Origin of the sequence: Methyloceanibacter sp. (assembly GCF_049590335.1) — a bacterium.
Lineage (GTDB): Bacteria > Pseudomonadota > Alphaproteobacteria > Rhizobiales > Methyloligellaceae > Methyloceanibacter.
In genome coordinates this window covers 13,548-37,389 of the sequence record NZ_JBAWCQ010000079.1, presented here as the reverse complement: position 1 = coordinate 37,389, position 23,842 = coordinate 13,548, and the positions used below count along the sequence as shown (strand labels likewise).

Below are 23,842 nucleotides of genomic sequence, written 5' to 3'. Positions count from 1 at the left end.
CCACTAGAATCGGTCCTTGCGCCGCCGCACCTCGCCGAAAATGACCTCAAGCGGCTGCCCTTCCAGACCCAGCCGGGTCTGAATTTCGGGGCTCGATGCACGCAGGAAGGGGTTGATGGCAAGTTCCAGCCCTATCGTCGTGGGCAGGGAGGGCCGGCCGTTGGCATCGTTCTTGACGACTTCGGCGGCGCGGGCCTGCAGGGCCTCGTTGCCTGGCTCGATGGTCAGGGCGAACTGGCAATTGGCCCCGGTGTACTCATGGCCGCAATAGACGGCCGTCTCCGGCGGCAGGACCGCAAGCTTCGACAAGGACGCCCACATAGTAGGCGCATCGCCTTCCAGGAGTTTACCGCAGCCGACAGAGAACAGCGTGTCGCCGACAAACACGGCGCTCTCCCCGGGGAAGTGGTAGCTGACATGACCGCGCGTATGGCCGGACGTTTCGATGACCGTTGCGTCTGCGTGGCCCACGGCAACCGTGTCGCCCTCCTTGACCTCCACGTCAAGCCCAGGGATGAGACCGGCCTCGCGCGCTGGCCCATAGACCGTGCAGTTGAACTTGCTCTTCAGCGCGCCGATCCCGGCCGTATGATCCGCGTGGTGGTGCGTCACGATAATGTCGGTAAGATTCCAGCCCTTCTGCGCGAGCGCGGCCTGAATCGGCCCGGCCTCGGGCGCGTCGATCGACGCTGTCGCACCGGTCTGGGGGTCGTGGAGCAGCACCCCATAATTATCGCTCCGCGTCGGAAACTGGAAAATCTCAAGATTGGCCATATCGCTCTCTTCGATGTCTCTCTTGGATGTCGTTCTCTTCGACTGCGCCGAGCCGGACAGATCGGCCGTCCCGGACCGTACTCTGCAGGCTAGGGGTTGAAAACAGATCCTTGGCTTGAAAGAAGGCTTCGGATTGAAATAGAGCTTGGATTGAATGAAGGCTTTCGGCGACCCAAGTCTAGCCGTGCCACAAGCAAACGGACGCCATGCATCTCGACTCGATTGACCTTCGAAATTTCTACGCCTGCAGGATCGGGCTGATGGTCCGGCGCCTGTTGCGGCCGCGCTTTCGGGCGTTTTGGCCCGACGCGAAGGGCCTCAACGTGTTCGGCCTCGGCTATGCCACGCCCTATCTCGCCGAGTTCCGAAAAGACGCCCACTGCGTGGGTGCCCTTGCGCCGGTGCGCCTGGGAGCGCTGCCCTGGCCCGAGCGGGCCTCATCCCAGACGGTACTTGTGGATGAGACAGACCTGCCGTTGGACGATGAGGCGGCGGACCGGGTTCTGCTGGTGCATATGCTGGAGTGGTCCGAGCATCCCCATGCCCTCTTGCGCGAAATCTGGCGCGTGCTGGCGCCCAATGGCCGCATTCTGGTGGCTGTGCCCAACCGGCGCGGGCTCTGGGCCCGGATGGACACGACGCCCTTCGGCTATGGCAGCCCCTTCAGCCGCAGCCAGCTCACCCAACTCCTGAAGGATGCCATGTTCCAGCCCGAGAGCTGGCACTACGTGCTTCACCTGCCACCATTCGACTGGCGGGTCCTGACCCGCTGGCCCGGCTTCTGGGAGCGGTTCGGCCATCTGGTGTGGCCCGTCTTTTCCGGGATCATCGTGGTCGAGGCAACGAAGCAGGTCTATGCCGGCAGTCTCGTGAGCGAAACGGTGCGCAAAACGCGCCGGCGCGTGATCCCGATGCCGGCGGGCGCAGTAACTCCGCTCCTAGCGCGAGAGCAGGAAGACGGCCTGCTCTCCGAAGAGATTCTGCGTCGATAAGGGCATTGAGACGAGCTTCGTCCCATTGGCGTTGAGCGCCACCACCCTTTCCACATGTGCGCCGATGGCATCGCACAGAGCCAGGAAATCCTTGATCGTGCACAGATGAATGTTGGGCGTGTCGTACCAGAGTTCCGGTAGCGTATCGGTGTGCGGCATCTGACCGCCGAGCAGGAGCTGCAAGCGCACACGCCAGTGCCCGAAATTCGGAAACGACACCACGACGCGCTGGCCGATGCGCAGGAGCTGCTCAAGCACATGCCGCGGGTTGCGCGTGGCCTGGATCGTCCGCGACAGGATCGCGTAGTCGAAGGCCGTATCCGGGTAGTGGACGAGGTCTGTGTCCGCATCGCCCTGGATCACCGATAGGCCTTGTGCCACGCATTGGTTCACCCCGGCCTGGCTGAGCTCGATGCCACGGCCGTCCACGCCATGCTTCTCCGATAGAATACGCAATAAAGCACCGTCGCCACAGCCAATATCGAGCACCCGCGAGCCGGGCGAGATCATCTCCGCGATGAGGAGGAGATCGACGCGGGCCGTATCGGCAGATCGCACTTCTGGCGGTATCACGGCAGCATCCATCGTCATGCCCCTGCGCTTGCGTCTGCCAGCCCACGCCGGCGGGCAGCCGCGCTAAGGAAGCCGCGCACCGTATCGAACAGCTCGGGCTCATGCAGCAGGAACGCATCGTGTCCCTTGTTCGAGTCGATCTCGACAAAGCTGACATTCGCGGCCACCGCATTGAGTGCATGCACCACCTCCCGGCTTTCCTTGGTCGGAAACAGCCAGTCGGAGTTGAAGGAGATCAGGCAGAAGCGCGTCTTGGTTCCTGCAAAGGCGTTCGCCAGGACGCCCCCATGATCGGCGGCGATATCAAAATAGTCCATGGCCCGCGTGATATAGAGATAGGAGTTCGCGTCGAACCGGTCGACGAAACTCATCCCTTGGTGACGCAGATAGCTCTCCACCTGGAAGTCGGCGTCGAAGCCGAAAGTCACCTCTTCACGGTCCTGCAGGTTGCGGCCGAATTTCGTGTGCAGCGCCCGGTCGGACAGATAGGTGATGTGCGCAGCCATGCGCGCGACGGCGAGGCCCTTGCGCGGGCTCTTGCCCTCTTCGAGATAGAGGCCGCTACACCAATCGGGGTCCGCCATCACGGCCTGGCGTCCCACCTCGTGGAACGCAATGTTCTGCGAGGAATGGCGCGCCGCACAAGCGATCGGGATCGCCGAGAACACGCGGTCCTTATAGGTCGCCGCCCATTCGAGCACCTGCATCCCGCCCATGGAGCCGCCGATCACGCTCAAGGCCTGGTCGACGCCGAGGTGATCCAGCAGCCGGGCTTGGGCCCGGACCATGTCGCGCAGGGTGATGACCGGAAAATCGGGTCCGTAAGCGCGGCCCGTCTCGGGGTTGAGCGAGCTAGGCCCGGTCGAGCCCATGCACCCGCCGATCACGTTGGGGCACAGGATGAAATAGCGATTTGTGTCGATGGATTTGCCTGGTCCGACCATGGTCTCCCACCAGCCGGGCTTGCCCGTGACGGGATGAGCGCTTGCAACATACTGGTCGCCGGTCAGCGCATGGCAAACCAGAATGAGGTTCGACTTGTCCGCGTTCAGCGTTCCGTAGGTCTGATAGGCCACCGAGAAGGGCGCAAGCACAGCTCCGCTATCGAGCGGGAGACCCTCGCTCGCCGGAAAGTGCACCACTTCGCTTTGGGGATTGGTAATCTGCTCGCGCCGTTTGAGTTCGGCGAAGCTCTCCGCTCCCGGATTCTCGTTCATCGTCGCAATGGCCTAACAGAGACGGTTCCTAGTTTGCGCGCGACGCACACCGTGTGCGCCTCCTGACAATGGAACCCAGAATTATACAGTGCCGGGTTAGCTATGGCCTCATTAGACTCAATCTTTTCTTTGCCTTGGCTTAAGAAATGGCCGTATGACAAGCCCTTCGCAGGGGTTTGAGGCCCCAATAAGGAGCAGAACCATGGCTACCAAGCCCATGGCTGCCAATCTGATGGCTGCCGACGCGCCGAGCGCGCGGACGGCCCCGGCACCGCGTCCGGGTATTCTCGACATCGCATCTTACGTGCCGGGCACAAGCGTGCTGCCTGGCGCCGGGCCGATCGTGAAGCTCTCGTCCAACGAAACGCCGCTCGGTCCGAGCCCCAAGGCCGTTGAAGCCTACATTGACGAAGCTGCGCGCCTCGCCCGCTATCCTGACGGGTCCGCGCGGCCCTTGCGCGAGGCATTGGCCGCCGAGCATGGCCTGGACCCTGCGCGCATCGTGTGCGGCGCCGGCTCCGACGAACTGCTGAACCTGCTCGCCGTTGCCTATCTCGGCCCTGGCGACGAGGCGATCTACACCGAGCACGGCTTCCTAGTCTACAAGATCGCGATTCTAGCACACGGCGCCACCCCGATCGTGGCGCCTGAGACGAACCGCACCGCCGACGTGGACGCCATCCTTGCGCTCGTGACGGCGCGCACGCGCATGTTATTTCTGGCCAACCCGAATAACCCGACCGGGACGTATCTTCCCGCCGCAGAGATCGAACGCCTGCATGCGAGCCTCCCCGGCCATGTCGTGCTGGTGCTGGATGGTGCCTATGCGGAGTATGTCCGAAGGGACGACTACGAAGCCAGCGCGGCGCTCGTTGCAGCAAACGACAACGTGGTGATGACGCGGACCTTCTCCAAGATTTACGGCCTCGCCTCCTTGCGCATTGGCTGGGCCTACTGCCCGGATGCCATCGCCGACACACTGAACCGCATCCGCGGCCCCTTCAACGTGACCGGGCCGTCTATTGCGGCCGGCGTCGCGGCAGTCGGTGACCACGCGCATATGGAAGCAGCGGTCGCCCACAATGAGAGATGGCTTCCTGAGATGGCCATGCGGCTCGCCGGGATCGGCCTTACGGCAACGCCGAGCGTGGCGAATTTTCTGCTCGTCCATTTTCCCGATACTCCGGGAAGGACAGCGCGGGAGGCCGACGCCTATCTGCATCAGCGCCGGATCATCTTGCGGCGCGTGGAGGAGTACGGCTTCCCCAATGCCTTGCGGATGACTATTGGCACTGAACCCGAAAATGTGGCCGTGCTCGACGCACTGTCCGCGTTCATGGGCGCCACATGATGGAGCCCCTGTTCGATAAAGTCGCCGTCATAGGATTGGGACTGATCGGCTCGTCCATGGTGCGCGGAATGAAGAAGCGCGACCTCGCCGCGACCGTTACCGGATTTGACGGATCGGCCGAGGTGCGGGCACGCGCCGACGTGCTTCAGTTTTGCGATGTTATCGCGGAAACCGCCGAAGACGCGGTCACTGGCGCGCAGCTCGTGATTCTCGCCGTGCCCGTCGGCGCCATGGCGGCCGCCGCGCAGTCGATCGCCCCCTATCTCGCAGACGGCGCGATCGTGACCGATGTGGGCTCAGTGAAAGCCGCTGTCGTGCGCAACGTCGCGAGCGCGCTGCCCGAACACGCCTCCTTCGTGCCTGGACACCCGGTGGCCGGCACCGAGTATTCCGGCCCCGAGGCTGGCTTTGCCGAGCTATTCGCAGGCCGCTGGTGCGTCATCACGCCGTGCGAGCGCTCGACGGATGCCAGCGTGGAGAAGGTCGTGGCGCTTTGGACGGCACTAGGCTCGACCGTCGAGACGATGACGCCCGAGCATCACGACATCGTCCTCGCCATCACCAGCCATATCCCGCATCTGATCGCCTACAACATCGTCGGTACGGCGGCGGATCTCGAAGACGTCACGCAGTCCGAGGTGATCAAGTTCTCCGCGGGCGGCTTTCGCGACTTCACGCGCATCGCCGCCTCCGACCCGGTCATGTGGCGCGACGTGTTCCTCAACAATAAGGACGCGGTCCTGGAGGTGCTTGGCCGCTTCTCCGAGGACCTCGCGGCGCTGCAACGCATGATCCGCTGGGACGACGGTAAGTCTCTAGAGGATCACTTCAGCCGCACGCGTGCCATCCGCCGCGGGGTTATCGACGCGGGACAGGATACCGCCGATCCCGATTTCGGCCGGTACCACGGAGATTCGGACTAATGCTTTGCGACCTTGATCGTAACGCCGACCTCATAGGGCACGATTCCATGGCTTCCGCGAAGCGCTACTAGATTCCAGGAAACCCTAAGCCATGTTGTTTGGAAGCTTCATCGAATGCTTTCATCATGGCAGCGGCCAAATCTACATCACCGGCATATCCTTCAAAGGTATCGCTCATGATTTGCTCCATCGAACCGTAGCCCAGTCGGGAGAATTGCAGTGTTGGGCTACGCCAGCGTTGCACCATCTTAGATTGTGTACAATCAGCCCGCGACCGCCGAGAGAAAAATCTGCCGCGTCAGGATCCTCTGAAGCCTGGCGGATCCGACTAATGGAGAAGACATGTCTGCGCTGTGGGTCTTCGGCTATGGGTCACTGATGTGGCGGCCGGGATTTCCGTTCGATGCCCAAAGCCCGGCCCGTCTCGAAGGCGCCCACCGAGCCCTGTGCATCTATTCGATACTGCACCGCGGCACGCTCGACAATCCCGGCCTCGTTCTGGGACTCGACGACGGCGGGGACTGTCATGGCTTGGCCTTTCGCGTCGAACCTGGGACCGAGAGCGACACGGTCGCCTACCTGCGCCGGCGGGAACAGGTGACCGACGTCTATGTGGAGACCTACCGGGAGATAGCGCTGGGCGACGGCACGGGCCAAACCGTGACGGCGCTCACCTTTGTGGCCGACCCGCACCATCCGCAATATGCCGGATTGCTCGACCTCGAAGCGCAACTGCGCATAGTGCGCGCCGGCCGTGGGCAGGCCGGCGCCAATATCGATTACGTCCTGAATACAGTGGAACACCTGGAAGCCCTTGGCATGCACGATGCGCTGCTCTTCACACTAGCCGAACGGCTCCGGCGCAGCGCAGGCGATGGCGCAGAGACCTAGCTGGCGGACTTTTCGGCCTCGGCCGACTTGTCTTCTTACAGTTCGGGCGCGCCGAAGAAGTCGCCCTGGAGGTAGGAGACGCCGGCTTTCTTCAAGAGTTCGACGGAGAGGGCGTCACTCACCCACTCCCCGACGGTCGCAAGGCCGAAACTTTGAGCCAGCTCAACCAGGGTTTGGACGAGCGTCTCGTCTTTTTCTACTGCCCAGATTCTCGATGAAGGAAACGTCGATCTTGACCATGTCAACGCCGAGATTACGAAGCGACCGGAAGGATGCCTATCCGGCGCCGAAATTGTCGAGCGCGACCTTGCACCCCGCGTTTTTCAAAGCCGAAACGAACGCAGCCGTGGCTTCCATGTCCGAAATTGCGGCGGACCCGGCGATCTGGACGATCAGCCGTTCCGTCAACCCACGGTCTTTCCCGGTCAGAGCCTCGAGCGCGTCGACCCAATGCCCGTCGGTCGTCGAGAGGGCCGATACATTGAGTGCCAGCTTCCGGTTGGGTGTGGCACGCAAGAGCTCGATGACCAGTTCCAGGGCGCGATGGTCGATGAGTTTCGACAACCCCAGCTCTTCGGCGACCGGTACGAACTCGCTCGCGTCCAAAACCGCCCCATCCGGCAGCCGCAAACGCACGAGGCATTGGTAAAACTCCGGATCGTGGCCGCCCACGTTCACGACGGGCTGGAGGGCAATCATGATGCGGCGATCGTTCAGGGCCCGTATCACTTCGTCGGCTATGGCGAAGTTGCTCTTGCGCTCGGCTTCCCGCGGCGCTGTCGGATCATAGCAATAGAGGCGCTCTTTGGGACCGACCCGCGCCATGTCGATCGCCTGCAAGCCACGGCCGATCGCGTCCTGGGTGGTATTCGCGTCGGCGGGCAACAACACCGCGCCGACAACGATCGTCGCAGCAACGGCGCCCGCGCTGGTGCTCACAACGTCGCGTTCTACGGCGGCCATCGTACTCCGGGCGACGGCAGCTACATCTTTCGCGTCGCAACCATGCAGGACGATTCCAAATTTGTTCGACGAGAACCGGCCCAAACAATCCTGCCCGAGCACGGTCGAGGCAAGGCGCTGGCCCACGATGGCGATGACCTTATCCCCGGCATCGTAGCCATAGATCTCGTTTATGCGCGTCAGATCGTTGACGCCGACAAGCAGAAAGGCGCCCTTTTCGGCTCTTCCGCCGTGGGTGGAAAGAAGCTTGGCCAGAGTGCCGGTGAGCTCCGCACGGTTAGAAAACCGGAGGGACTCGTGGTCGCCACGCGCACCTTGCGAACGGGTGCGCTGGCGGCGGTCGCCGGTCACGCGGAGCGTGCCCTGCGCTTGAACGGGCGCGCCCTTATAGTCGGTGGTGCAGACGCCGCGCTCCTCGACCCATAGCGCGGTCTTTCCGCGCTTTCCGTCCGGCAGGAAGCGATACTGCAAGGCATAAGGGTGGGAGGCGTTCGGCGCGGCCTGTACGTTGCCCGTAACTCCATCATAGCGGTCAGCAGCGTGCATGGGTTCAATTTGCAGAGCGAACGCACGGCCGCGGCGCAGGGCGGCGATATCAATCTCCCCCAACACGGCACCGGCATTCTTCGCCCAGTCGATCCGATCGGACCCAAGATCCCAGCGATAGGCTGTGGTCCGGATGCAATCCAACACGTCAGCAACCTGAATGTGCGGCTGTTCGCCAGCCGCATCTGCCGTATTAGTTTTTGTCATTCGCCTACCCCTTACAGGAAACACTGCGGCGCCTTGGGCGCTCGTTGCCTTGCGAGGAACGCTAGCTAGCAAGGCTTAAGAAGCCGAAAATCGGCGGGGTGCAACTGCATCCATTCGGCGTTGAAAACGGGGTGGGAGCGCGCCAAGACGCCTGGTTTCTCGGTCTTTGGTTAGCAAGACCCTACCGGCAAGGGGCGCGGACTCAGCAGCAGACAGGCAAAAACGCTCCGGCAAGCTGGCGCCAGAGCTGAGCAAATCCTCAGAAGAGGTAGGGACTTAAACCCTTAGGCCTCTTCCTTGATCGTGATCACCTGGCGGCCACGATAACGGCCCGACTTCAGGTCGATGTGATGCGGACGGCGTAGTTCGCCCGAATCTTTATCCTCGACGTAGGCCGGGGCCGCGACAGCGTCGTGGCTCCGCCGGTTGCCCCGCTTCATGCGAGACACTTTTCTCTTTGGAACAGCCATTTTCTTGAACCTCTATGCGGCCCCGCGCGACGCGGGGTCGTCGTTTGGCGCTCATATAATCACAATCTCGGCCTCTGACCAGAGCCGAAACCCACCTTTTAGCGGTTCACGATGCAGTCCGCCCGTTTGGCGATATAGGGCAAGCGCCGCTGGACCGCCCTGGCCACCACACGATGGGTCCGGCCAGGCCGTGCCGGATTGCGCACCTTCGGCTTCGGCAACGTTGCCGCCAGCAGAACCGCCTCACTCTGGGTGAGCGCCGAAGCGGGCTTCCGGAAATACTTCCGGCTAGCGGCCTCGACGCCAAAGAGGCCCGGACCGAACTGAGCGATGTTGAGATAGACCTCCAGCACGCGCTCTTTGGGCCAGATGGAGACGATGGCGTAGGCGAGCGGGACCTCCAGCGCCTTACGTAGATAAGAGCGGAACTCCCAGAGATAGAGATTCTTGGCGACCTGCATCGGGATGGTACTGGCGCCCCGTGCGGGCTCCAAGTTCTTCGCCGCCTCGATGACCTCCCGCACGGCAGCCCAATCGACACCCTGGTGCTGGCAGAAATTGCCGTCCTCGCTCGCGATCACGGCCAGACGCATATGGGGCGAGATTTTATCGAAGGGCACCCAGCTTTGCTTCAAGGTCTCGCCACGAAGTTTCTCGATGATCATGACTGAGGTGATCGGCGGATTGACGAAGCGGTACAGAACGATGCTGCCGAGCACGAGGCCAATTAGGATGAGCAGCCCCACCCCGATCCGCCACAGCCATGGATGCCTGTCGGCCCAAGCGCTTGGCCTGTGAGCCTTTTTCGGGCTGGGCCGCGCCCTGTGCGCCGGGGCCCCGCGGGGCGGATCTTCGGTGTCGTTGCCGTGCATAGGAGGGCGTTCTAACGCCCACAGGTCCTGCGATCAATTTGCGGCGACAGAAGGCCTCGGCTATCCCTTCGCCCACTATGACATTCCGAACCGAGATAGACCGCGTGGCCGAGCTCGTCGAGAAGCGGCTTTCCGCGCTACTGGCCTCAAACGCAGCCGCGCCCGAGGCCGGCGGCGAGACAGCCTCACCTCTCGGCGAAGCCATGCGTTATGCGGCGCTTGGCGGAGGCAAGCGCCTCCGGCCGTTCCTCGTCGTCCAGTCGGCGGGGCTGTTCGGCGCAACCGAACAGAGCTCCCTCGATACGGCCTGTGCGCTCGAATGCATCCATTGCTACTCTCTGGTCCATGATGACCTTCCGGCGATGGACGACGACGCCCTCCGCCGGGGGCGCCCCACGGTGCATATCGCATTCGACGAAGCCACGGCCATCCTCGCCGGCGATTCGCTCCTGACCATCGCCTTCGAGACCGTGAGCGCGCCGCGGTGCCACGATGATCCGGTGATCAGAGCCGAATTGACCCATCTCCTCGCCAAAGCCAGCGGCTGGCAGGGCATGGCCTTGGGGCAGGCACTGGACCTTGCCGCCGAGCAGCGGCCCTTTTCACCCGACGAGACAATGGCCATGCAGAAATTGAAGACCGGCGCGCTGTTCCGCTTCGCTTGCGAGGCCGGCGCCGTACTCGGGCGCGCGGACGCATCCAGCCGCGCGGCGCTGGTCCGCTATGCCAGCATCTTCGGCCAAGCCTTCCAGCTCGCCGACGACCTGCTCGATGCGCAAGGCGACGCGGCCACGATGGGCAAGGCCGCTTCCAAGGACGCCGAGCGTGGGAAGGCGACGTTGGTGGGCCTCCTCGGCATTGAGGGCGCGAAGGCCCGGCTCGCAGAGCTCGTCGCCGAGGCCGAAGAGGCACTCGACCCCTTCGGCCAAGAAGCGGCGACACTAATCGAGGCGGCACGCTTCGTCGCCGAGCGGCGCTCTTGAGGCCATAGGCGAATCCAGCGCGAATTAGACCATGAGCACCTCGCCGGCACCGCGGAATCGCTTTCGGGGCACTCGGGTCTCGCGCTTCTTGCAGGCGCGGTGGCGCCTGATGTTTGCGACGGGGGTCTGCATCGTGCTCATCGCGCTTCTGCCCGAGGACGCCATGCTCGAGTCGCGGTTTCTAATTAACTGGGACGCGGGCGTGGCCTTCTATCTCGTGCTCGTGACCGTCATGATCCTGCGCTCGGACCTTGACCGGATTCGGCGCGAGTCGGCCCTGCAGGGCGAGGGACGCATCACCATTCCCGTGCTGACCGTCATCGCTGCGATGGCGAGCCTTGGCGCCATCATCTTCTGGCTCCGCAACGCGAGCGCCAGCGAAACGGTTCAGCCGCCCCTGCTCGCCCTCATGTTTCTGACCACGCTACTCTCCTGGATCTTCGTGCACGTCATGTTCGCGATGCACTACGCGCACAAATATTACGCGCAGCATCGCGGCCAGGGCGGCGGCATGCGTTTTCCTGGCACGAAAGATCCGGACTACTGGGACTTCATCTATTTCTCGTTCGTGATCGGAACGTCCACGGCCGCGTCTGACGTGGCAATCACCTCGTGCACGATCCGCCGGACGGCAACGGCCCACGGCCTGATCTCGCTTGTCTTCAATTTAACGATGATCGCCCTCACGGTCTCAATCGCGGGCGATGCCATTTCGATGAAGTAGCGCCTACTCCGCCGCGGTACGGGGCGCGCCTTGCTCAGACGCTTCGCCAATCACACCGTGCCCGTAACGCCGTTCGATATAGTCCAGCACCATCTGCTTGAACTCGGCGGCGGCGCCTGGACCGCGCAGCGTGGTGACCTTCTTGCCCTCGACGAACACCGGCGCGGCTGGCGTCTCTCCCGTTCCGGGCAGCGAAATGCCGATATCGGCGTGCTTGGATTCGCCCGGACCGTTCACGATGCAGCCCATCACCGCGACATTGAGGTTTTCGACACCCGGATAGCGGCGCTTCCAGTCCGGCATCTGGTCGCGGATGAAATCCTGAATATCCCGGGCCAATTCCTGGAATGTGGTGGAGGTCGTCCGTCCACATCCGGGACACGCCGCGACCAGGGGCACAAACGCGCGGAAGCCCATGCTTTGCAGCAGCTCCTGAGCCACCTTCACCTCGAGCGAACGATCGCCGCCCGGCTCCGGAGTGAGCGAGATGCGTATCGTGTCTCCAATACCCTGCTGCAGCAGGACGGACAGTGCCGCCGAGGAGGCAACGATGCCCTTCGAGCCCATGCCTGCCTCCGTGAGACCCAGATGCAGCGCGAGGTGGGAGCGCGCCGCCAGCATCCCATAGACGGCGATCAGATCCTGAACCGCCGACACCTTCGCGGACAGCACGATCTTGTCCGCACCCATGCCGAGTTCCTGCGCCCGATCCGCCGAGAGCAGTGCGGACTGCACGATCGCCTCATGCATGACCTCGCGGGCGTCTTTCGGGGTCGCGGAGACAGCATTCTCGTCCATAAGCCGCGTGAGCAATTCCTGATCGAGGCTGCCCCAATTGACGCCGATCCGCACCGGCTTGTCGTATCGGAGCGCGATGTCGATGATCTGGGAGAACTGCTTGTCGCGCTTGTCCTTGAATCCAACATTGCCGGGATTGATGCGATATTTCGCCAGCGCCTCTGCACAATCCGGATAGGCGGCCAGCAGCATGTGGCCGTTATAGTGAAAGTCGCCGATCAGCGGCACGTTCACACCGAGCGTGTCGAGCTGCGCGCGGATGAGCGGGACGGCGGCGGCGGCTTCCTCGCGATCCACGGTAATCCGGACGAGCTCGGACCCGGTCCGCGCGAGCGAAACCACTTGCGCGACCGTCTGGCCCACATCCGCCGTGTCCGTATTGGTCATGGACTGGACGACAATGGGCGCACCGCCGCCCATGGCCACCTGCCCAATTCTGACGGGAACAGTCTGTTTCCGCACGATGCTCGTCACCTGAAGTCTCCTCACGCGGGACGACAATTCAGCGGCAGGATACATCACATTTGCGCCCTGCGCGCTAGGCCGCTCCGTTCAGGCGGAGTTGCAGCGCCATCGCCAGGCCATAAAGGCGTTCGTCAGGAGTGCTGCCAGCGCGACGGCCGCCGCCGCCACAAGCGCCGTTGCGACGTCCGGCGTACGGTCCGGCGTCAGCCCTTGCGCGACCTCAAGCCCCACCGCAATCGGGAGCAGGACCGCAGCCACGCGCATGGGCTTTGGGTAAACAACACAGGCGAGCACTGTTGCCGCGAAGAACACGAGGAAGTGCTCTACCAGCCAGTGCAGCCCGAGCCGAATTTGCCAATCGGCCGGGCCGAGCGCGGCATAGGCGACGCCTGCGCCAAGAAGCGCAAGCAGGAGCCACAGCCATCGCCGCCAACCGCCGGTCATGGCACCTTTTAACCGGTCCAAAGCCGAACGCTAGGGCTGCCACGCTGGAAATGGATCGGGGAGCGACTTCCACCGTCCCCTTGCCAGGTCCTGTTTCCGGGGAATCTTGATGAGGCCCGCGTTCACCGCGTCGGTGATGGCCTGCCGGTCCATGGCGCAAGTCCCGATCATTACCAGTTCCTGGAGCCGATCGCCCCAGGTGCGGTCCCAGCGCTTCATGACCTCCTTGAAGCTGTCGGCATCGTCCGGCCAGCGCCTGCGGCACAGCCGACCACCAAAAACCGATGCCCTCATGCCGTACAAGCGCGCGCGCCTGGCTGAGCTCACCGACCCATTTGGAAACGGGACCCGAGCCAGAAGATGCCCTTTGCCAGGATTACGTTCGGCCAGCTATCGCTGAAGAAGGCATGAAGCCGCTAGGGATGAAACGGAACACGTGCTCGACAAGTGAACCTCGCAATCCCGTACCCTCTGTTTCCGGCGTGTGATCTTTGAAACCGTTGATCTCCTTGAACCAAGTGGGGTGCGTTTGCGCCACGCCGAGATCGAAGAGACTCGTGTCGAGGATTTCGGCGAGTCGCACATCGCCATCGTTGGTCTCGATAATCCTCGCGCTGCTGTTCCATGACCGAACGATCCCACGCGCCGCCGAAACCTGTTTCGGCGTGGCCAGGTCGAGCTTGTTGAGCATGATCACATCGGCGGACTCGATCTGATCCACGAGTAGCGAGACCAAGGGGCGCGCGTCGGTTTCGTCAACGCCGAGACCGCGATCCGTCAGAAAATCCTGGGACTGATAGTCGCCGACAAGGCCGGCCGCATCGACGATGGTCATCATGCATTCAGACGGGTTACATCGGAGAGGCTCTCGCCATCCTCATCGCGGAAGTCGAACGTGGTAGCCACTGGCAGCGGCTCGGAGACTCCAGAAGAGTCGATCAGGAGGTAGTCAATGCACCGTTCGTCAGCGAGGAGGCGCACGTCTTTCAAGAGGTCTTCCCGCAGCGTGCGGCAGATGCACGCATTCGACATCTCGACCAAAGCCTCGTTGGCCCGGGAGAGATCGGCCCCGCCTTTTCTGACGAGCTCGTCATCCTTGTTGATCTCGCTCATGTCGTTAACGATGATCGCGACTTTGCGGCCCTCGCGATTGGCGAGAATGCGATTCCGCAAGGTTGTTTTGCCGGCACCGAGAAAGCCGGACAGGACGGTAACGGGAAGCCGGAAGTCGCCACCTGCAGCGCCACGCACGCGAGATACTCCTAGAGTTCTATGTGCACAATGGATAAGTTTATATGTTATAATGTAACAATTGAAGGTCACATCAAAGACGTCGTTGAACTCTGGGGCATGCGCGACGGGGCGGCCTATAGGAACCGCCCCGCAACGCAGCGTCATTTGGCCTGGGAGGACAGCGCTGAGGTCAGCGTGCCGACATTGTGCTTGAACATGTCGATATAGGTTGGCGCGGGACCGTCTTTGCCCGACAGAGCATCGGAATAGAGCGTACCGCCGATCTTAGCGCCGGATTCCTTGGCGATCTGCTCCAGCATTTTTGCGTTGGTGATGTTCTCCAAGAACACTGCCGGAATCTGGTCCTCGCGAATCTGGCGAATGATTTTGGCGACGTCCTTGGCGGACGGTTCGCTGGCCGTGCTAATGCCTTCGGGTGCGACAATTTCCAGCCCGTATGCGTCACCGAAATAACCGAAGGCGTCGTGACTGGTGATGATGCGCCGGTGCGATTGCGGCAATGACGCGAGCGCTGCCTTGACGGCTGCGTCTTCTTTCTTCACCGCGGCGATATACTTCTCCGCATTCCGCTCATAGACGGCCTTGCCATCGGGATCGGCGGCGATCAGGCCGTCGCGGATATTGGCGACATAGATTTCGCCATTGGCCAGGTCCTGCCAGGCATGCGGGTCCATGTCGCCGTGGTCATGGTGGCGCGCGTCAGCATGCTCATCGTGATCGTCATCATCGGCATCCTCATGATGCGCGTCGTCATCCTCATCAATCTTGCGCGCCTTGACGCCCGTCGTTGCCACCACCGTGGCGCCCTTGAAGCCCGACGAAGACTCGAGCCGCTCCATCCAGCCCTCGAAGCCGAGCCCGTTGACGAAGAAGACGTCAGCGCGAGCCAGCTTCTTGGCGTCGGCGGGCGTGGGGTTGAATTCGTGCGTATCGCCGTCGGAACCGACGAGCTCGCTGACGTCGACCCGCTCGCCGCCGACATTCTTCACCATGTCGGCGAGAATGCTGAACGAGGCCATGGTCTTGAGCTTTTCGGCAGCGTTCGCCGAATTCGAGACGCCGAGCGCCAAGACCGCGGCAGCGAGGAGGGGTGTGAAACGGAAACGCATGGTCGTGAAACTCCGTGTAAGGATTGTTGAGAGGCTACGCTTCCAAATGTTTGCGCGGCATGAGCCCCCAGATAGCACCGCCCCGCCGGCCCGCAAGCATCGAGGACAGATAGAACGCGCCACAAGCGAGAATGACGGTCGGACCGGTCGGCACGCTGTAGTGGTAAGAAATCAGCAGCCCCGCCATGCTCGACAGGAATGCCGCAATGACGGCCACGGCAATCATGCCGCCCGCACTGTCGGCCCAGAACCGCGAACTGACCGCAGGCAGCAACATGATACCAACTGCCATCAAGGTACCGAGCGCCTGAAACCCGGCGACGAGATTGAGCACCACGAGCACGAGGAAGATCAGATGCGTCGGCGAACTCCAGCGGCTTACGGACCGCAGGTAGTGCGGGTCGAAGCACTCCAGCACGAGGGGACGGTAGATCGACGCCAGCGTGATCAGGGAGACCGTGGCGATGCCGGCGACGAGCAGCAAGGCCGCATCGTCCAGCGCGAGCACCGAACCGAACAACACATGCAGCAGGTCGACATTGGTGCCGTGGACCGACACCAGGAACACACCAAGCGCCAACGACAAAAGATAGAACCCTGCCAGAGACGCATCTTCGCGGATCACCCGGGAGCGCGCAACGAGACCCGCCGCCAGCGCCACTGCAAGCCCGGCGGCAAAACCCCCGAGGCTCATGGCAAAGAGCGAGAGCCCCGCGAGCAGATAGCCGATGGCTGCGCCAGGCAAGATCGCGTGCCCCATGGCATCGCCCATCAGACTCATCCGGCGCAGCATCAAAAACACGCCGATCGGGGGCGCGGTCATCGAGATGGCCAGAGATCCCACAAGCGCCCGGCGCATGAAGGCGAACTCGGTAAAGGGCTCGAGCAGGACTTCGATCATGCGGTTTCGCGCGCCTCGTCGTGATCGCAGATCCCGGCGTGTTCGTCGTAGCCTTCGTTGAACTGACGCGAGATGTCGAGATTGACCGGTGTCAGCACGGCGGTCGTGTCGCCCCAGGCCAGGACCTCGCGCGCAAGCAGCAAGGTCTGCGGAAAATACCGGCCCACGAGATCGATATCGTGCAAAACCGCGACGACCGTCCGCTCCTCGGCGTGCCATTGCTCGATCAGCCCGATGAGATCGACGATGGTCTTGGCATCCACCGCCCGGAACGGCTCGTCCAGTAGAATAATCTTGGCGTCCTGCAACAGGAGCCGCGCGAACAGCACCCGCTGAAACTGGCCACCCGACAGAGCGCCAACCGGCCGGCCCGCAAGCCCGGTCAAGTGGACCGCCGCCAACGCGTCCCCCACGCGCGCCACGCAGGCGCGATCGAGCCCGCCCGAGGCGCCGATCTCGCGCCACAGCCCCATGGCGACGCAATCGAACACGGATATGGGAAAGCTGCGGTCGATCTCGACCACTTGCGGCAGATAGGCGATATCGCGCTTGTCATGACCATGAAAATCGATCCGTCCACTGAGCGGCTTTAACTCTCCTACCAGCGCCTTGAGCAGAGTAGACTTGCCCGCGCCGTTCGAGCCGACAATGGCCAGAAGCGTACCGGGCGCTATATCGCCGGTGACGTGGTGCACCGCTGGGTGGCGGTCGTAGCCGAGTGTCAAATTCTCGAAGCTGATAGCGGGCGCTGGCGCGGTCACGAGGGCGGTCCTCATTGCAGAGCCCAGGCGACGGCCATCCAGAGGACCACGAGCATCGCGGCCACAAGCAAGAGCCTTTGCCCTGTGGAAGCACGCAGCAGCGAAAATCCCAGCACCCGGGTATGAGCCAGGACTTGAGATTGCGCGGGCCGCGCCGGCTGCAGAGAGTTGTCCAATGGCAAGGCGAAGCCCTTTCCGAAGTCGTTGGTCTAATCCGGCGTGGCTTGCGCCTGCCTACATGCCACGCACAGCCCTGCCATCTCCAAAGTCACTTGCTCGGGCGAAATCTCTGCCGGCGCGAGTCCCAAAAGCCGCGCCTGATCCCTTTCGCCGAGCGGAATCTCGACCACCTTGTCGCATGCCCGGCAGATGGCAAACGCGAAGCGCCCGTCGCAGCCGCGATGTCCGCAGGCGATGAAGGCGGAGCGGGATTCCAGCCGATGCACCATGCCCTTCTTCATCAGGTCGTTCAGGGCGCGATAGACGGTCGGCGGATGCGCAATCCCCGACTTCCGGACCCGGTCGAGAATGGCGTAGGCGCTCATCGGCTCGCCTGCCGCGCGTAGGCACCCCAAGATCTTGCTCTGATTGGGCGAAAGCTTGGGCGCCGGGCCCTTATGGGCATGATGATGGGTCGCACTCATGGCGATGATATAACATAACAGTTCCGACTGGCGTCAAGCCGAAAGGCTGCGATGGGCAGGCGCACCGAAGATGCGGCGGAACTCCCGTGAGAAATGCGCCTGATCGGAGAAGCCGGCCGCATGGGCAGCATCGGTCAGATTGTTTCCTTTTAGCGCAGCAGCGATGGCTGCGGCCGACCGCGTGGCGGTCAGCGGCTTCCACATGCCCTTCCCCTCGCTCGGCTATGTCGAACGGCGGAAGGACGGCGACTACCGCTGGCTCGCGCACGCTTATCAGCTCAAGGACTGATGGCACGATCGTGATTTGATCCCGGTGCGCTCCCGGCCTGCAATGGGCCAATGCCAAACCGTATCGAGACCGAAGACGCCGACGCCACAAGACCTGTGATCGTGTGGTTCCGCAAGGAGCTGCGCCTCGCCGACCACGAAGCCCTCACCGCCGCCGTACGATCCGGCGCGCCTGTACTGCCGCTCTATATTCATGACTGCGAGACGCAGGGTGCCGTGGCGCCTGGCGGCGCCTCGCGCTGGTGGCTGCATGAGAGCCTGCATGCGCTGGACACATCGCTGGCCCGCTTTGGCGGCGCGCTCGTGCTGCGCCAAGGCCCCACACGCGATGTCTTGGCGGAGATCCTGCGCGAGACCAACGCGCGCGCGTTGCACGCGATACACAGCTACGAGCCATTCGGAAACCAATGCGAGACAGACGCCGCCTCTCTGTGCGGTGAACACGGCGCCGCGTTTCATCTCCATCAGGGCCGGCTGCTTTTCGCACCGGAGGACGTCGTCAAGAAGGACGGACGCTCCTACCGCGTCTTCACGCCGTTCTGGAAGGCGTGCCTCGCGCGTCCGGCACCACCTGCTCCAAACAGCGTCCCAAGCCTCACGGACTTTGCGCATGCGGACGGTGTGGCCCTCGTCGATCTCAAGCTGCAGCCCACGCGCCCCGACTGGGCGGGCGGGCTTCGAGCGACGTGGACACCAGGCGAACACGCGGCCCAAGCTGCGCTCACCGGCTTTGTCGACGACGGGATGGGTGCCTATGCCGACCGTCGCAACAATCTGCCGGGCACTCCCACATCGCGGCTGTCGCCCTATCTGCATTTCGGCGAGATCAGCCCCGCCCAGGTCTGGCACACGGTCAGGCACGCCGTAGAGGCCGAAGGCGGCACAACGCGGCGCGGCGCCGAGGCCTTCTTGAGAGAACTGGGCTGGCGGGACTTCTCCTACCACCTCCTGCAGGCTTTTCCGGACATGCCGACTACGCCCTTGAAGTCTGAATTCGCGCGCTTTCCCTGGCGCGAGGATGAAGCGGCACTCTCCGCCTGGCAGCGCGGGCAAACCGGATACCCCGTCGTCGATGCGGCCATGCGCCAGCTATGGCAGACGGGCTTTATGCCAGGCCGGGCGCGCATGGTCGTCGCGTCGTTTCTGGTGAAGCATCTGCTACTGCCCTGGCAGGAGGGCGAGGCTTGGTTCTGGGACACGCTGGTAGACGCGGACCTCGCCAACAATGCCGCGAGCTGGCAGTGGGTCGCCGGCTGCGGCGCGGACGCCGCGCCCTATTTTCGCATCTTCAATCCCATTATTCAGAGCCAGAAATTCGATCCGGGAGGCGACTTCATTCGGACCTGGGTGCCCGAACTGGCGCGCCTGCCCTCGCGCGACATTCATGCGCCCTGGGATGCCCCGCCCGCCATTTTGGCGGCTGCGGACGTCTTGTTGGGACGAACTTATCCGCAGCCCATCGTCGACCATGCGGCCGCGCGGGCCCGGGCCCTGCGCGCACTCGAAAGCCTCAAATAGGCCTCACCAAGCGCGGGGGAGCGTGCTCGTCTTGAGCTGCCCTTTCAGCCGCACGATCCGGCGATAGGCCTCCTCGATACGGGCCTCACCAAGGCGGCCATCGCAAACGGCTTTGACCAACGCCTGATGGAGGCGCACGCCGAAATCCGGATCGCCGCGCTCGATATTGGAAAAGATCACGATATCCGTGCCGGCCCAGATCGCCCGCACCGCGGCCTCCTCCGGCGAGAAAGCCTCGACGATAGCCCCCATGTCCATGTCGTCGCTGACGATCACGCCGTCGAACCCGAGCCCGTCGCTCCGCCTGAGCACCGCCGCTGCCTTTGCGGACAAGGACGCGGGAAGGTCTTCCAGGTCGCTGAAACGGGGATGGTACAGATGCCCCATCATCACCCCATCAAGCAGGCCCTGAAGCATCAGCCGGCGATAAGGGTCGAGTTCCTCCTCCTGCCAGGTCTGCGAAATGTCGGCAAGCGTGCGATGGCTATCGACCACACTGGAGCCGTGCCCTGGGAAATGCTTGGCCACGGTGGCGATGTTCGCCGCATGGTGCGCGTTGATGAAGGCCGCTGCCATGGGCGATACGATGTCGGATGTGCCACCGAAGCTTCGGCCCCGAGCGCCGATCACGGGGTTGTTCGGGTTGGTATTCACATCGACGACGGGGCCCAGATTCATGTTGAAGCCGAGGCCGGCGAGTTCCGCGGCCATCTGAGCGTAGATCTCCTCGGCAATTTCCTGGGAGTCGAGGCTCGGGTTCTCACCTACCAGCTTGGCGGAGGGGAACCACTCGAAGCCCCTTCTTGCTCGGAGGCGCTGAACCGCGCCGCCTTCCTGGTCCACCGCAATAAAGGGCGGCAGGCCGGACGGGGCGCTGCGCAGGACGTCGATCAGCGCCTTGAGCTGGGCTCTGTCGCCGATATTGTTGGGGAACAGAATCACACCGCCGACCGTTCCATCGCGCAGCTGCGCGACAACAGCCCGAACCCCTGGGTCTTGTTCGCGTCGGCCGGCAAAACCAACCATGATAGTTTGGCCGATCATCGCACTGACACGTGCCGATGCACAATCGCCGGCGTCGATCGCGTGGGTGGACCGGCCGCCGCCCTCCTTGCTAAGCGCAACCGTCACGAAGACATGAGCCACGAGAACATGGGTCGCGAGACACAGCACGGCCAGGAAGGCGAGCGCCATGCTTGGGACGAGGCCGGGACGGAATGACATAAGGGCAAGATTAGTGGCGAATCTTGCTGGGAATTTGAATAGGGTACAGCGCGAACCGTGGAAGCGGCCCGCCGCCGGAACCGCGTCCGCGAGGACACAACGATGTGGGTGAGAGGAATGAACTGCAAACCGATCTGGTCGTTGACTGCCGCCTGTCTCTTCGCGCTCCTTTCGACGGGAGTCGCGCGCGTCGAAGCCGAAGCGACAGCCGACACAGAGCCGAAAGCCGGCGCAGAGGCCGAGACAAGCGCCGAGAGCGGTGCGGAACCGGCGCCCGTATCAGACGAGGACTTCGCCAAGAGTCTGATCGGAAAGACTTATTCGGGCAGCTTCAATCTTGACGGCTGGACCAATATTGGTGGTGGTCTCGTCTTGCCGCCGATCTACGTCCGGCACTATGCTCGTGATGACGGCGCCGTTCTGGTCCTCGCGGCCAAGGACGGGAGCGCGGGGGGCGGGTCCGGCTTCGAGGTCACCGATGCCCTGATCACCGGCAAGCCCCGTAAAGGCTATACGTTCTCCACCTCCTGCATGAAGGGCGATGACTACACGCTGCGCTTCATGGGCGAGACGAGCGGCAGGGACGCCTCGGAATGGTGGACGAACATGAACAAGGCCTGGCAAATCGAGATCGAGACCGGAAAAATCTCGTCCGTGAAAGAAAGGGGCGTGAAATGCACCAATCCCAATTGGTGAGCGACGGGACCGCGCCCGCCCGCTGCCCCGGCCGCTAGCACGTCCGCCGCATGACTCAATTATTCTTTGTGCTGACGATGTGCGCCGCCCTGTGCACCGCGCTGCTCGCTGGCAACTTCTTTGCCTTCTCGGCGTTCTTCCTGCGCGCGCTTGGCGGCCTCACAGCGGAGCGCGGGATTGTCGCCATGCAGGCCACGGTCGGCGCCATCAAGGCGCCGGTCTTCCTTGTTCTGTTTTTCGGAACGGCCCTGCTGTGCCTCGCCCTTGGCGCCATGACGATCTTCACCTGGCGAGAAGACCATGCGCACTATGCGTTCGCCGGGGCGGCGTTGTTTCTAATCGGCGGTTTCGGCGTCACCATGTTGCGCAGCGTGCCGTTGAACAATGCACTTCTTGCAGCCTCGCCCGATGCAGACGGCGCACGCGATCAATGGCACCGCTACCGCCTAGCCTGGATGCGATGGAACCATGTGCGCGCAATCACCACGCTCCTGGCTTGCGCCTGTTTCATGCTGGCGCTCGCCGAGATCGGCATGCCGTTCTGAGCGAGGCGGCCCAGTCCCAATCGGGCGCTCTTTCCACTTCCGCAAGCGCGGCCATGCGCGCCTCATTGGCTGTCAGCGAATCCAGTCGATGACACTATAGATTAGAGCGGCCAGGGCGGCCGCGGATGGAACCGTAATGGCCCATGTCGCCACGATCCCGATGAAGTGGGACCGGCGCACAAGCTTGCGGCGGCGCGCTTCATCGCGGGATGCGGGAGGCACCGCGGGCGCATGATGCCCCTTCTTCGTCAGGATGTAGTAGCGCCGCCGCCGGCTATAGCGCGAGGCATACTCGCGAAAGAAGCCGACACCGAACACGGCGCCCACCACGGTCTGCGTCGTCGACACTGGCATCCCGAGCTCGGAGGCGACCATGACCGTGAAGGCCGCGGCAACGGCCACGCAGAACGCCCGCATCGAATTCATTCTGGTGATTTGCTCGCCGACAACGCGGACGATCCTGGGACCAAACAGGAACAGGCCAAGACTGATGCCCACGGCTCCAATCAGCATGACCCAGAACGGCACTCCCACCTCGCCCAAAAGCTCGGGCTGACCGGCATTCTGTAGAATGGCCGCAAGCGGTGCGACCGCATTTGCCACATCGTTCGAACCATGGGCGAAGGAGAGCAGGCAGGCCGCGAAAATTAGCGGCCCGCGAAACATCTGCCGGACATGCTGATTGCGGTTTTCCATGTCCTCGGACTGCGCATGCACCCAAGGCCCCGCCAGAAGGTAGACGATGCCGAACACGACAACGCTGGCGGGGACGACCAAATGCACACCCAGCGCCCAAACATTCCCGAAGACGTTGAGCGCGATAAAGGCAAAGAAGACGGCGGCCATGAGCGCGACAAGCACAGGCACCCAACGGCGCACAGCCGCGATCTTGTCGGGCCTGTAAATCATGTTGAACTCGATGAAGGCGACGAGACTGGCGGCAACGAAACCGCCCACCAGCGGCGACAGCATCCAACTTGCGAAGACCTTGGCCACCACGATCCAATCGATCGCGGAGAATCCGAGCCCGACCAGTCCTGCACCCAAAACGCCACCCACAATCGCGTGGGTCGTCGAGATGGGCGCTCCGGCATAGGTCGCAAGGTGCACCCAAACTGCGGAGGCCAGCATGGCGGACATCATGACCCAGACGAAGATATTAGTGTTCGGCAGGAGCGCCGGGTCGATCAGGCCTTCCGATATGGTCTCGACCACGTCATCGCCGCCGATCAACGCGCCGGCACATTCGAACACCGCCGCGAGCGCAAGCGCCCCGGTCATGGTCAAGGCGCGGGCGCCCACCGCAGGGCCCACATTGTTCGCGACGTCGTTGGCACCGATCGTCAGCGCCAGATAGCCGCCGATCACGGCGGCGAGCACCATCAAGACGCCGCTCTGGCCGGTCTGCGCCTGGCTGTCAGCCACGAATGCGGCGATAAGCAAAAAGATCAACGTGGCGCCCAGCGCGATACTATTGCGCGAGACGGCGCGCGTCGCCTCTTCAAGCCGTTCGATCTTGCGAAGGTCTTTGTCCAGCGGGGTACCGGGCTCCAGAGCCCGCCGGCGGAACGACACAACGGCAACGCGCGACCTGACAACGCGGTCTGCGCGCTTTTTCTTTTCGCCGTCTCCCCGATCCGCCATGCACCCCTATCCCCTGCTTGGCCAAAAAAGCATCTGGGCATTCGCGTGAGCAGACTCAATGGTCC

Annotated in this window: 25 protein-coding genes and 2 pseudogenes; 10 read left to right on the top strand and 17 right to left on the bottom strand. The window is 63.0% G+C overall.

What is annotated here, in order from left to right; all coding sequences use genetic code 11:
• Window positions 1–3: 3 nt before the first annotated feature.
• Window positions 4–774 carry a hydroxyacylglutathione hydrolase gene (gene gloB / locus WBQ77_RS06125; RefSeq protein WP_424043335.1) on the bottom strand — a complete coding sequence of 257 codons (771 nt, stop codon included), beginning with the start codon at window positions 772–774 and terminating at the stop codon, window positions 4–6.
• A gap of 206 nt (window positions 775–980) precedes the next feature.
• Between gloB and WBQ77_RS06120 the strand changes: the two genes are divergently transcribed.
• Window positions 981–1,766, top strand: coding sequence for a class I SAM-dependent methyltransferase (locus WBQ77_RS06120; protein ID WP_424043334.1), 786 nt, complete (start codon window positions 981–983; stop codon window positions 1,764–1,766).
• Here WBQ77_RS06120 and metW read toward each other — a convergent pair.
• Window positions 1,713–2,357, bottom strand: coding sequence for a methionine biosynthesis protein MetW (metW, locus tag WBQ77_RS06115; protein WP_424059385.1), 645 nt, complete (start codon window positions 2,355–2,357; stop codon window positions 1,713–1,715). The two genes, WBQ77_RS06120 and metW, sit on opposite strands and share 54 nt — an antisense overlap.
• Complete coding sequence (gene metX / locus WBQ77_RS06110) at window positions 2,354–3,556, bottom strand: homoserine O-acetyltransferase MetX (RefSeq protein ID WP_424042619.1); 1,203 nt, start codon at window positions 3,554–3,556, stop codon at window positions 2,354–2,356. Before metX ends, metW begins: the two co-directional genes overlap by 4 nt.
• Before the next feature lie 232 nt (window positions 3,557–3,788).
• Between metX and hisC the strand changes: the two genes are divergently transcribed.
• The 3 genes from hisC to WBQ77_RS06095 all read left to right on the top strand — a co-directional run bounded on the left by hisC (window position 3,789) and on the right by WBQ77_RS06095 (window position 6,721).
• The gene (hisC, locus tag WBQ77_RS06105; RefSeq protein ID WP_424059397.1) at window positions 3,789–4,907 is read left to right on the top strand and encodes a histidinol-phosphate transaminase; all 1,119 of its coding nucleotides are present in this window, start codon (window positions 3,789–3,791) and stop codon (window positions 4,905–4,907) included.
• Window positions 4,904–5,830, top strand: coding sequence for a prephenate/arogenate dehydrogenase family protein (locus WBQ77_RS06100; protein ID WP_424042618.1), 927 nt, complete (start codon window positions 4,904–4,906; stop codon window positions 5,828–5,830). The genes hisC and WBQ77_RS06100 overlap by 4 nt, the downstream gene beginning before the upstream one ends.
• Window positions 5,831–6,172: 342 nt before the next feature.
• A complete protein-coding gene (locus WBQ77_RS06095; protein WP_424042617.1) occupies window positions 6,173–6,721 on the top strand; it encodes a gamma-glutamylcyclotransferase in 549 nt (182 codons plus the stop codon).
• Between the two features lie 35 nt (window positions 6,722–6,756).
• On the opposite strand, the gene WBQ77_RS06090 is transcribed toward WBQ77_RS06095, so the two are convergent.
• The 4 genes from WBQ77_RS06090 to mtgA all read right to left on the bottom strand — a co-directional run bounded on the left by WBQ77_RS06090 (window position 6,757) and on the right by mtgA (window position 9,653).
• A complete protein-coding gene (locus WBQ77_RS06090) occupies window positions 6,757–6,966 on the bottom strand; it encodes an EAL domain-containing protein (RefSeq protein ID WP_424059383.1) in 210 nt (69 codons plus the stop codon).
• A 31-nt stretch (window positions 6,967–6,997) separates the two neighbouring features.
• Entirely contained in the window at window positions 6,998–8,437 is a 1,440-nt protein-coding gene (locus tag WBQ77_RS06085) for an EAL domain-containing protein (RefSeq protein WP_424059381.1), read from the bottom strand.
• 284 nt (window positions 8,438–8,721) lie between these two features.
• Window positions 8,722–8,907 carry a 50S ribosomal protein L32 gene (rpmF, locus tag WBQ77_RS06080; RefSeq protein WP_424041854.1) on the bottom strand — a complete coding sequence of 62 codons (186 nt, stop codon included), beginning with the start codon at window positions 8,905–8,907 and terminating at the stop codon, window positions 8,722–8,724.
• Window positions 8,908–9,005: 98 nt separating this feature from the next.
• Window positions 9,006–9,653 (bottom strand): monofunctional biosynthetic peptidoglycan transglycosylase, encoded by a 648-nt coding sequence (mtgA, locus tag WBQ77_RS06075; protein WP_424041856.1) that lies wholly within the window; start codon window positions 9,651–9,653, stop codon window positions 9,006–9,008.
• Between the two features lie 203 nt (window positions 9,654–9,856).
• Between mtgA and WBQ77_RS06070 the strand changes: the two genes are divergently transcribed.
• On the top strand, window positions 9,857–10,762 hold the full coding sequence (locus WBQ77_RS06070) for a polyprenyl synthetase family protein (RefSeq protein WP_424059379.1): 906 nt from the start codon (window positions 9,857–9,859) through the stop codon (window positions 10,760–10,762).
• Between the two features lie 109 nt (window positions 10,763–10,871).
• Window positions 10,872–11,486, top strand: coding sequence for a DUF1345 domain-containing protein (locus WBQ77_RS06065; protein ID WP_424041858.1), 615 nt, complete (start codon window positions 10,872–10,874; stop codon window positions 11,484–11,486).
• Window positions 11,487–11,489: 3 nt separating this feature from the next.
• Here the strand turns inward: WBQ77_RS06065 and ispG are convergent, their stop codons facing one another.
• The 8 genes and pseudogenes from ispG to WBQ77_RS06025 all read right to left on the bottom strand — a co-directional run bounded on the left by ispG (window position 11,490) and on the right by WBQ77_RS06025 (window position 18,066).
• A complete protein-coding gene (gene ispG, locus WBQ77_RS06060) occupies window positions 11,490–12,758 on the bottom strand; it encodes a flavodoxin-dependent (E)-4-hydroxy-3-methylbut-2-enyl-diphosphate synthase (RefSeq protein WP_424041860.1) in 1,269 nt (422 codons plus the stop codon).
• A 78-nt stretch (window positions 12,759–12,836) separates the two neighbouring features.
• Complete coding sequence (locus WBQ77_RS06055) at window positions 12,837–13,193, bottom strand: hypothetical protein (RefSeq protein ID WP_424041861.1); 357 nt, start codon at window positions 13,191–13,193, stop codon at window positions 12,837–12,839.
• A gap of 30 nt (window positions 13,194–13,223) precedes the next feature.
• Window positions 13,224–14,444, bottom strand: a pseudogene (locus WBQ77_RS06050) (CobW family GTP-binding protein).
• A gap of 143 nt (window positions 14,445–14,587) precedes the next feature.
• Complete coding sequence (locus WBQ77_RS06045) at window positions 14,588–15,556, bottom strand: metal ABC transporter substrate-binding protein (RefSeq protein WP_424043517.1); 969 nt, start codon at window positions 15,554–15,556, stop codon at window positions 14,588–14,590.
• A gap of 34 nt (window positions 15,557–15,590) precedes the next feature.
• Entirely contained in the window at window positions 15,591–16,457 is an 867-nt protein-coding gene (locus tag WBQ77_RS06040; protein ID WP_424059377.1) for a metal ABC transporter permease, read from the bottom strand.
• Entirely contained in the window at window positions 16,454–17,233 is a 780-nt protein-coding gene (locus tag WBQ77_RS06035) for a metal ABC transporter ATP-binding protein (protein ID WP_424059375.1), read from the bottom strand. Before WBQ77_RS06035 ends, WBQ77_RS06040 begins: the two co-directional genes overlap by 4 nt.
• Window positions 17,234–17,427: 194 nt before the next feature.
• Window positions 17,428–17,862 carry a Fur family transcriptional regulator gene (locus tag WBQ77_RS06030; protein ID WP_424043522.1) on the bottom strand — a complete coding sequence of 145 codons (435 nt, stop codon included), beginning with the start codon at window positions 17,860–17,862 and terminating at the stop codon, window positions 17,428–17,430.
• Window positions 17,863–17,895: 33 nt separating this feature from the next.
• The gene (locus WBQ77_RS06025) at window positions 17,896–18,066 is read right to left on the bottom strand and encodes a helix-turn-helix domain-containing protein (RefSeq protein ID WP_424043524.1); all 171 of its coding nucleotides are present in this window, start codon (window positions 18,064–18,066) and stop codon (window positions 17,896–17,898) included.
• Here WBQ77_RS06025 and WBQ77_RS06020 point away from each other — a divergent pair.
• Together WBQ77_RS06020 and WBQ77_RS06015 are read left to right on the top strand one after the other, a co-directional pair.
• A pseudogene (locus tag WBQ77_RS06020) lies at window positions 18,026–18,151 on the top strand (MBL fold metallo-hydrolase); the annotation flags it as partial. The gene WBQ77_RS06025 and the pseudogene WBQ77_RS06020 sit on opposite strands and share 41 nt — an antisense overlap.
• 50 nt (window positions 18,152–18,201) lie before the next feature.
• Entirely contained in the window at window positions 18,202–19,668 is a 1,467-nt protein-coding gene (locus tag WBQ77_RS06015) for a cryptochrome/photolyase family protein (RefSeq protein ID WP_424059373.1), read from the top strand.
• A gap of 3 nt (window positions 19,669–19,671) precedes the next feature.
• On the opposite strand, the gene WBQ77_RS06010 is transcribed toward WBQ77_RS06015, so the two are convergent.
• The gene (locus tag WBQ77_RS06010; protein WP_424059371.1) at window positions 19,672–20,892 is read right to left on the bottom strand and encodes a glycoside hydrolase family 3 protein; all 1,221 of its coding nucleotides are present in this window, start codon (window positions 20,890–20,892) and stop codon (window positions 19,672–19,674) included.
• A 117-nt stretch (window positions 20,893–21,009) separates the two neighbouring features.
• Between WBQ77_RS06010 and WBQ77_RS06005 the strand changes: the two genes are divergently transcribed.
• Window positions 21,010–21,588, top strand: a complete 579-nt coding sequence (locus tag WBQ77_RS06005; RefSeq protein ID WP_424059369.1) for a hypothetical protein — start codon at window positions 21,010–21,012, stop codon at window positions 21,586–21,588.
• Window positions 21,589–21,638: 50 nt separating this feature from the next.
• Window positions 21,639–22,133 carry a DUF1772 domain-containing protein gene (locus tag WBQ77_RS06000; RefSeq protein WP_424059367.1) on the top strand — a complete coding sequence of 165 codons (495 nt, stop codon included), beginning with the start codon at window positions 21,639–21,641 and terminating at the stop codon, window positions 22,131–22,133.
• A gap of 72 nt (window positions 22,134–22,205) precedes the next feature.
• Here WBQ77_RS06000 and WBQ77_RS05995 read toward each other — a convergent pair whose 3' ends face one another.
• Entirely contained in the window at window positions 22,206–23,777 is a 1,572-nt protein-coding gene (locus WBQ77_RS05995; RefSeq protein ID WP_424043533.1) for an inorganic phosphate transporter, read from the bottom strand.
• Window positions 23,778–23,842 lie beyond the last annotated feature (65 nt).

Excerpts from the sequence above, each read along its gene's own strand:
- gloB (WP_424043335.1), bottom strand. The coding sequence starts at position 774 with ATGGCCAATCTTGAGATTTTCCAGTTTCCGACGCGGAGCGATAATTAT.
- WBQ77_RS06120 (WP_424043334.1), top strand. The coding sequence starts at position 981 with ATGCATCTCGACTCGATTGACCTTCGAAATTTCTACGCCTGCAGGATC.
- metW (WP_424059385.1), bottom strand. The coding sequence starts at position 2,357 with ATGACGATGGATGCTGCCGTGATACCGCCAGAAGTGCGATCTGCCGAT.
- metX (WP_424042619.1), bottom strand. The coding sequence starts at position 3,556 with ATGAACGAGAATCCGGGAGCGGAGAGCTTCGCCGAACTCAAACGGCGC.
- hisC (WP_424059397.1), top strand. The coding sequence starts at position 3,789 with ATGGCTGCCGACGCGCCGAGCGCGCGGACGGCCCCGGCACCGCGTCCG.
- WBQ77_RS06100 (WP_424042618.1), top strand. The coding sequence starts at position 4,904 with ATGATGGAGCCCCTGTTCGATAAAGTCGCCGTCATAGGATTGGGACTG.
- WBQ77_RS06095 (WP_424042617.1), top strand. The coding sequence starts at position 6,173 with ATGTCTGCGCTGTGGGTCTTCGGCTATGGGTCACTGATGTGGCGGCCG.
- WBQ77_RS06085 (WP_424059381.1), bottom strand. The coding sequence starts at position 8,437 with ATGACAAAAACTAATACGGCAGATGCGGCTGGCGAACAGCCGCACATT.
- rpmF (WP_424041854.1), bottom strand. The coding sequence starts at position 8,907 with ATGGCTGTTCCAAAGAGAAAAGTGTCTCGCATGAAGCGGGGCAACCGG.
- WBQ77_RS06070 (WP_424059379.1), top strand. The coding sequence starts at position 9,857 with ATGACATTCCGAACCGAGATAGACCGCGTGGCCGAGCTCGTCGAGAAG.
- WBQ77_RS06065 (WP_424041858.1), top strand. The coding sequence starts at position 10,872 with ATGTTTGCGACGGGGGTCTGCATCGTGCTCATCGCGCTTCTGCCCGAG.
- WBQ77_RS06055 (WP_424041861.1), bottom strand. The coding sequence starts at position 13,193 with ATGACCGGCGGTTGGCGGCGATGGCTGTGGCTCCTGCTTGCGCTTCTT.
- WBQ77_RS06045 (WP_424043517.1), bottom strand. The coding sequence starts at position 15,556 with ATGCGTTTCCGTTTCACACCCCTCCTCGCTGCCGCGGTCTTGGCGCTC.
- WBQ77_RS06040 (WP_424059377.1), bottom strand. The coding sequence starts at position 16,457 with ATGATCGAAGTCCTGCTCGAGCCCTTTACCGAGTTCGCCTTCATGCGC.
- WBQ77_RS06035 (WP_424059375.1), bottom strand. The coding sequence starts at position 17,233 with ATGAGGACCGCCCTCGTGACCGCGCCAGCGCCCGCTATCAGCTTCGAG.
- WBQ77_RS06030 (WP_424043522.1), bottom strand. The coding sequence starts at position 17,862 with ATGAGTGCGACCCATCATCATGCCCATAAGGGCCCGGCGCCCAAGCTT.
- WBQ77_RS06025 (WP_424043524.1), bottom strand. The coding sequence starts at position 18,066 with ATGTGGAAGCCGCTGACCGCCACGCGGTCGGCCGCAGCCATCGCTGCT.
- WBQ77_RS06015 (WP_424059373.1), top strand. The coding sequence starts at position 18,202 with ATGCCAAACCGTATCGAGACCGAAGACGCCGACGCCACAAGACCTGTG.
- WBQ77_RS06010 (WP_424059371.1), bottom strand. The coding sequence starts at position 20,892 with ATGTCATTCCGTCCCGGCCTCGTCCCAAGCATGGCGCTCGCCTTCCTG.
- WBQ77_RS06005 (WP_424059369.1), top strand. The coding sequence starts at position 21,010 with ATGAACTGCAAACCGATCTGGTCGTTGACTGCCGCCTGTCTCTTCGCG.
- WBQ77_RS06000 (WP_424059367.1), top strand. The coding sequence starts at position 21,639 with ATGACTCAATTATTCTTTGTGCTGACGATGTGCGCCGCCCTGTGCACC.
- WBQ77_RS05995 (WP_424043533.1), bottom strand. The coding sequence starts at position 23,777 with ATGGCGGATCGGGGAGACGGCGAAAAGAAAAAGCGCGCAGACCGCGTT.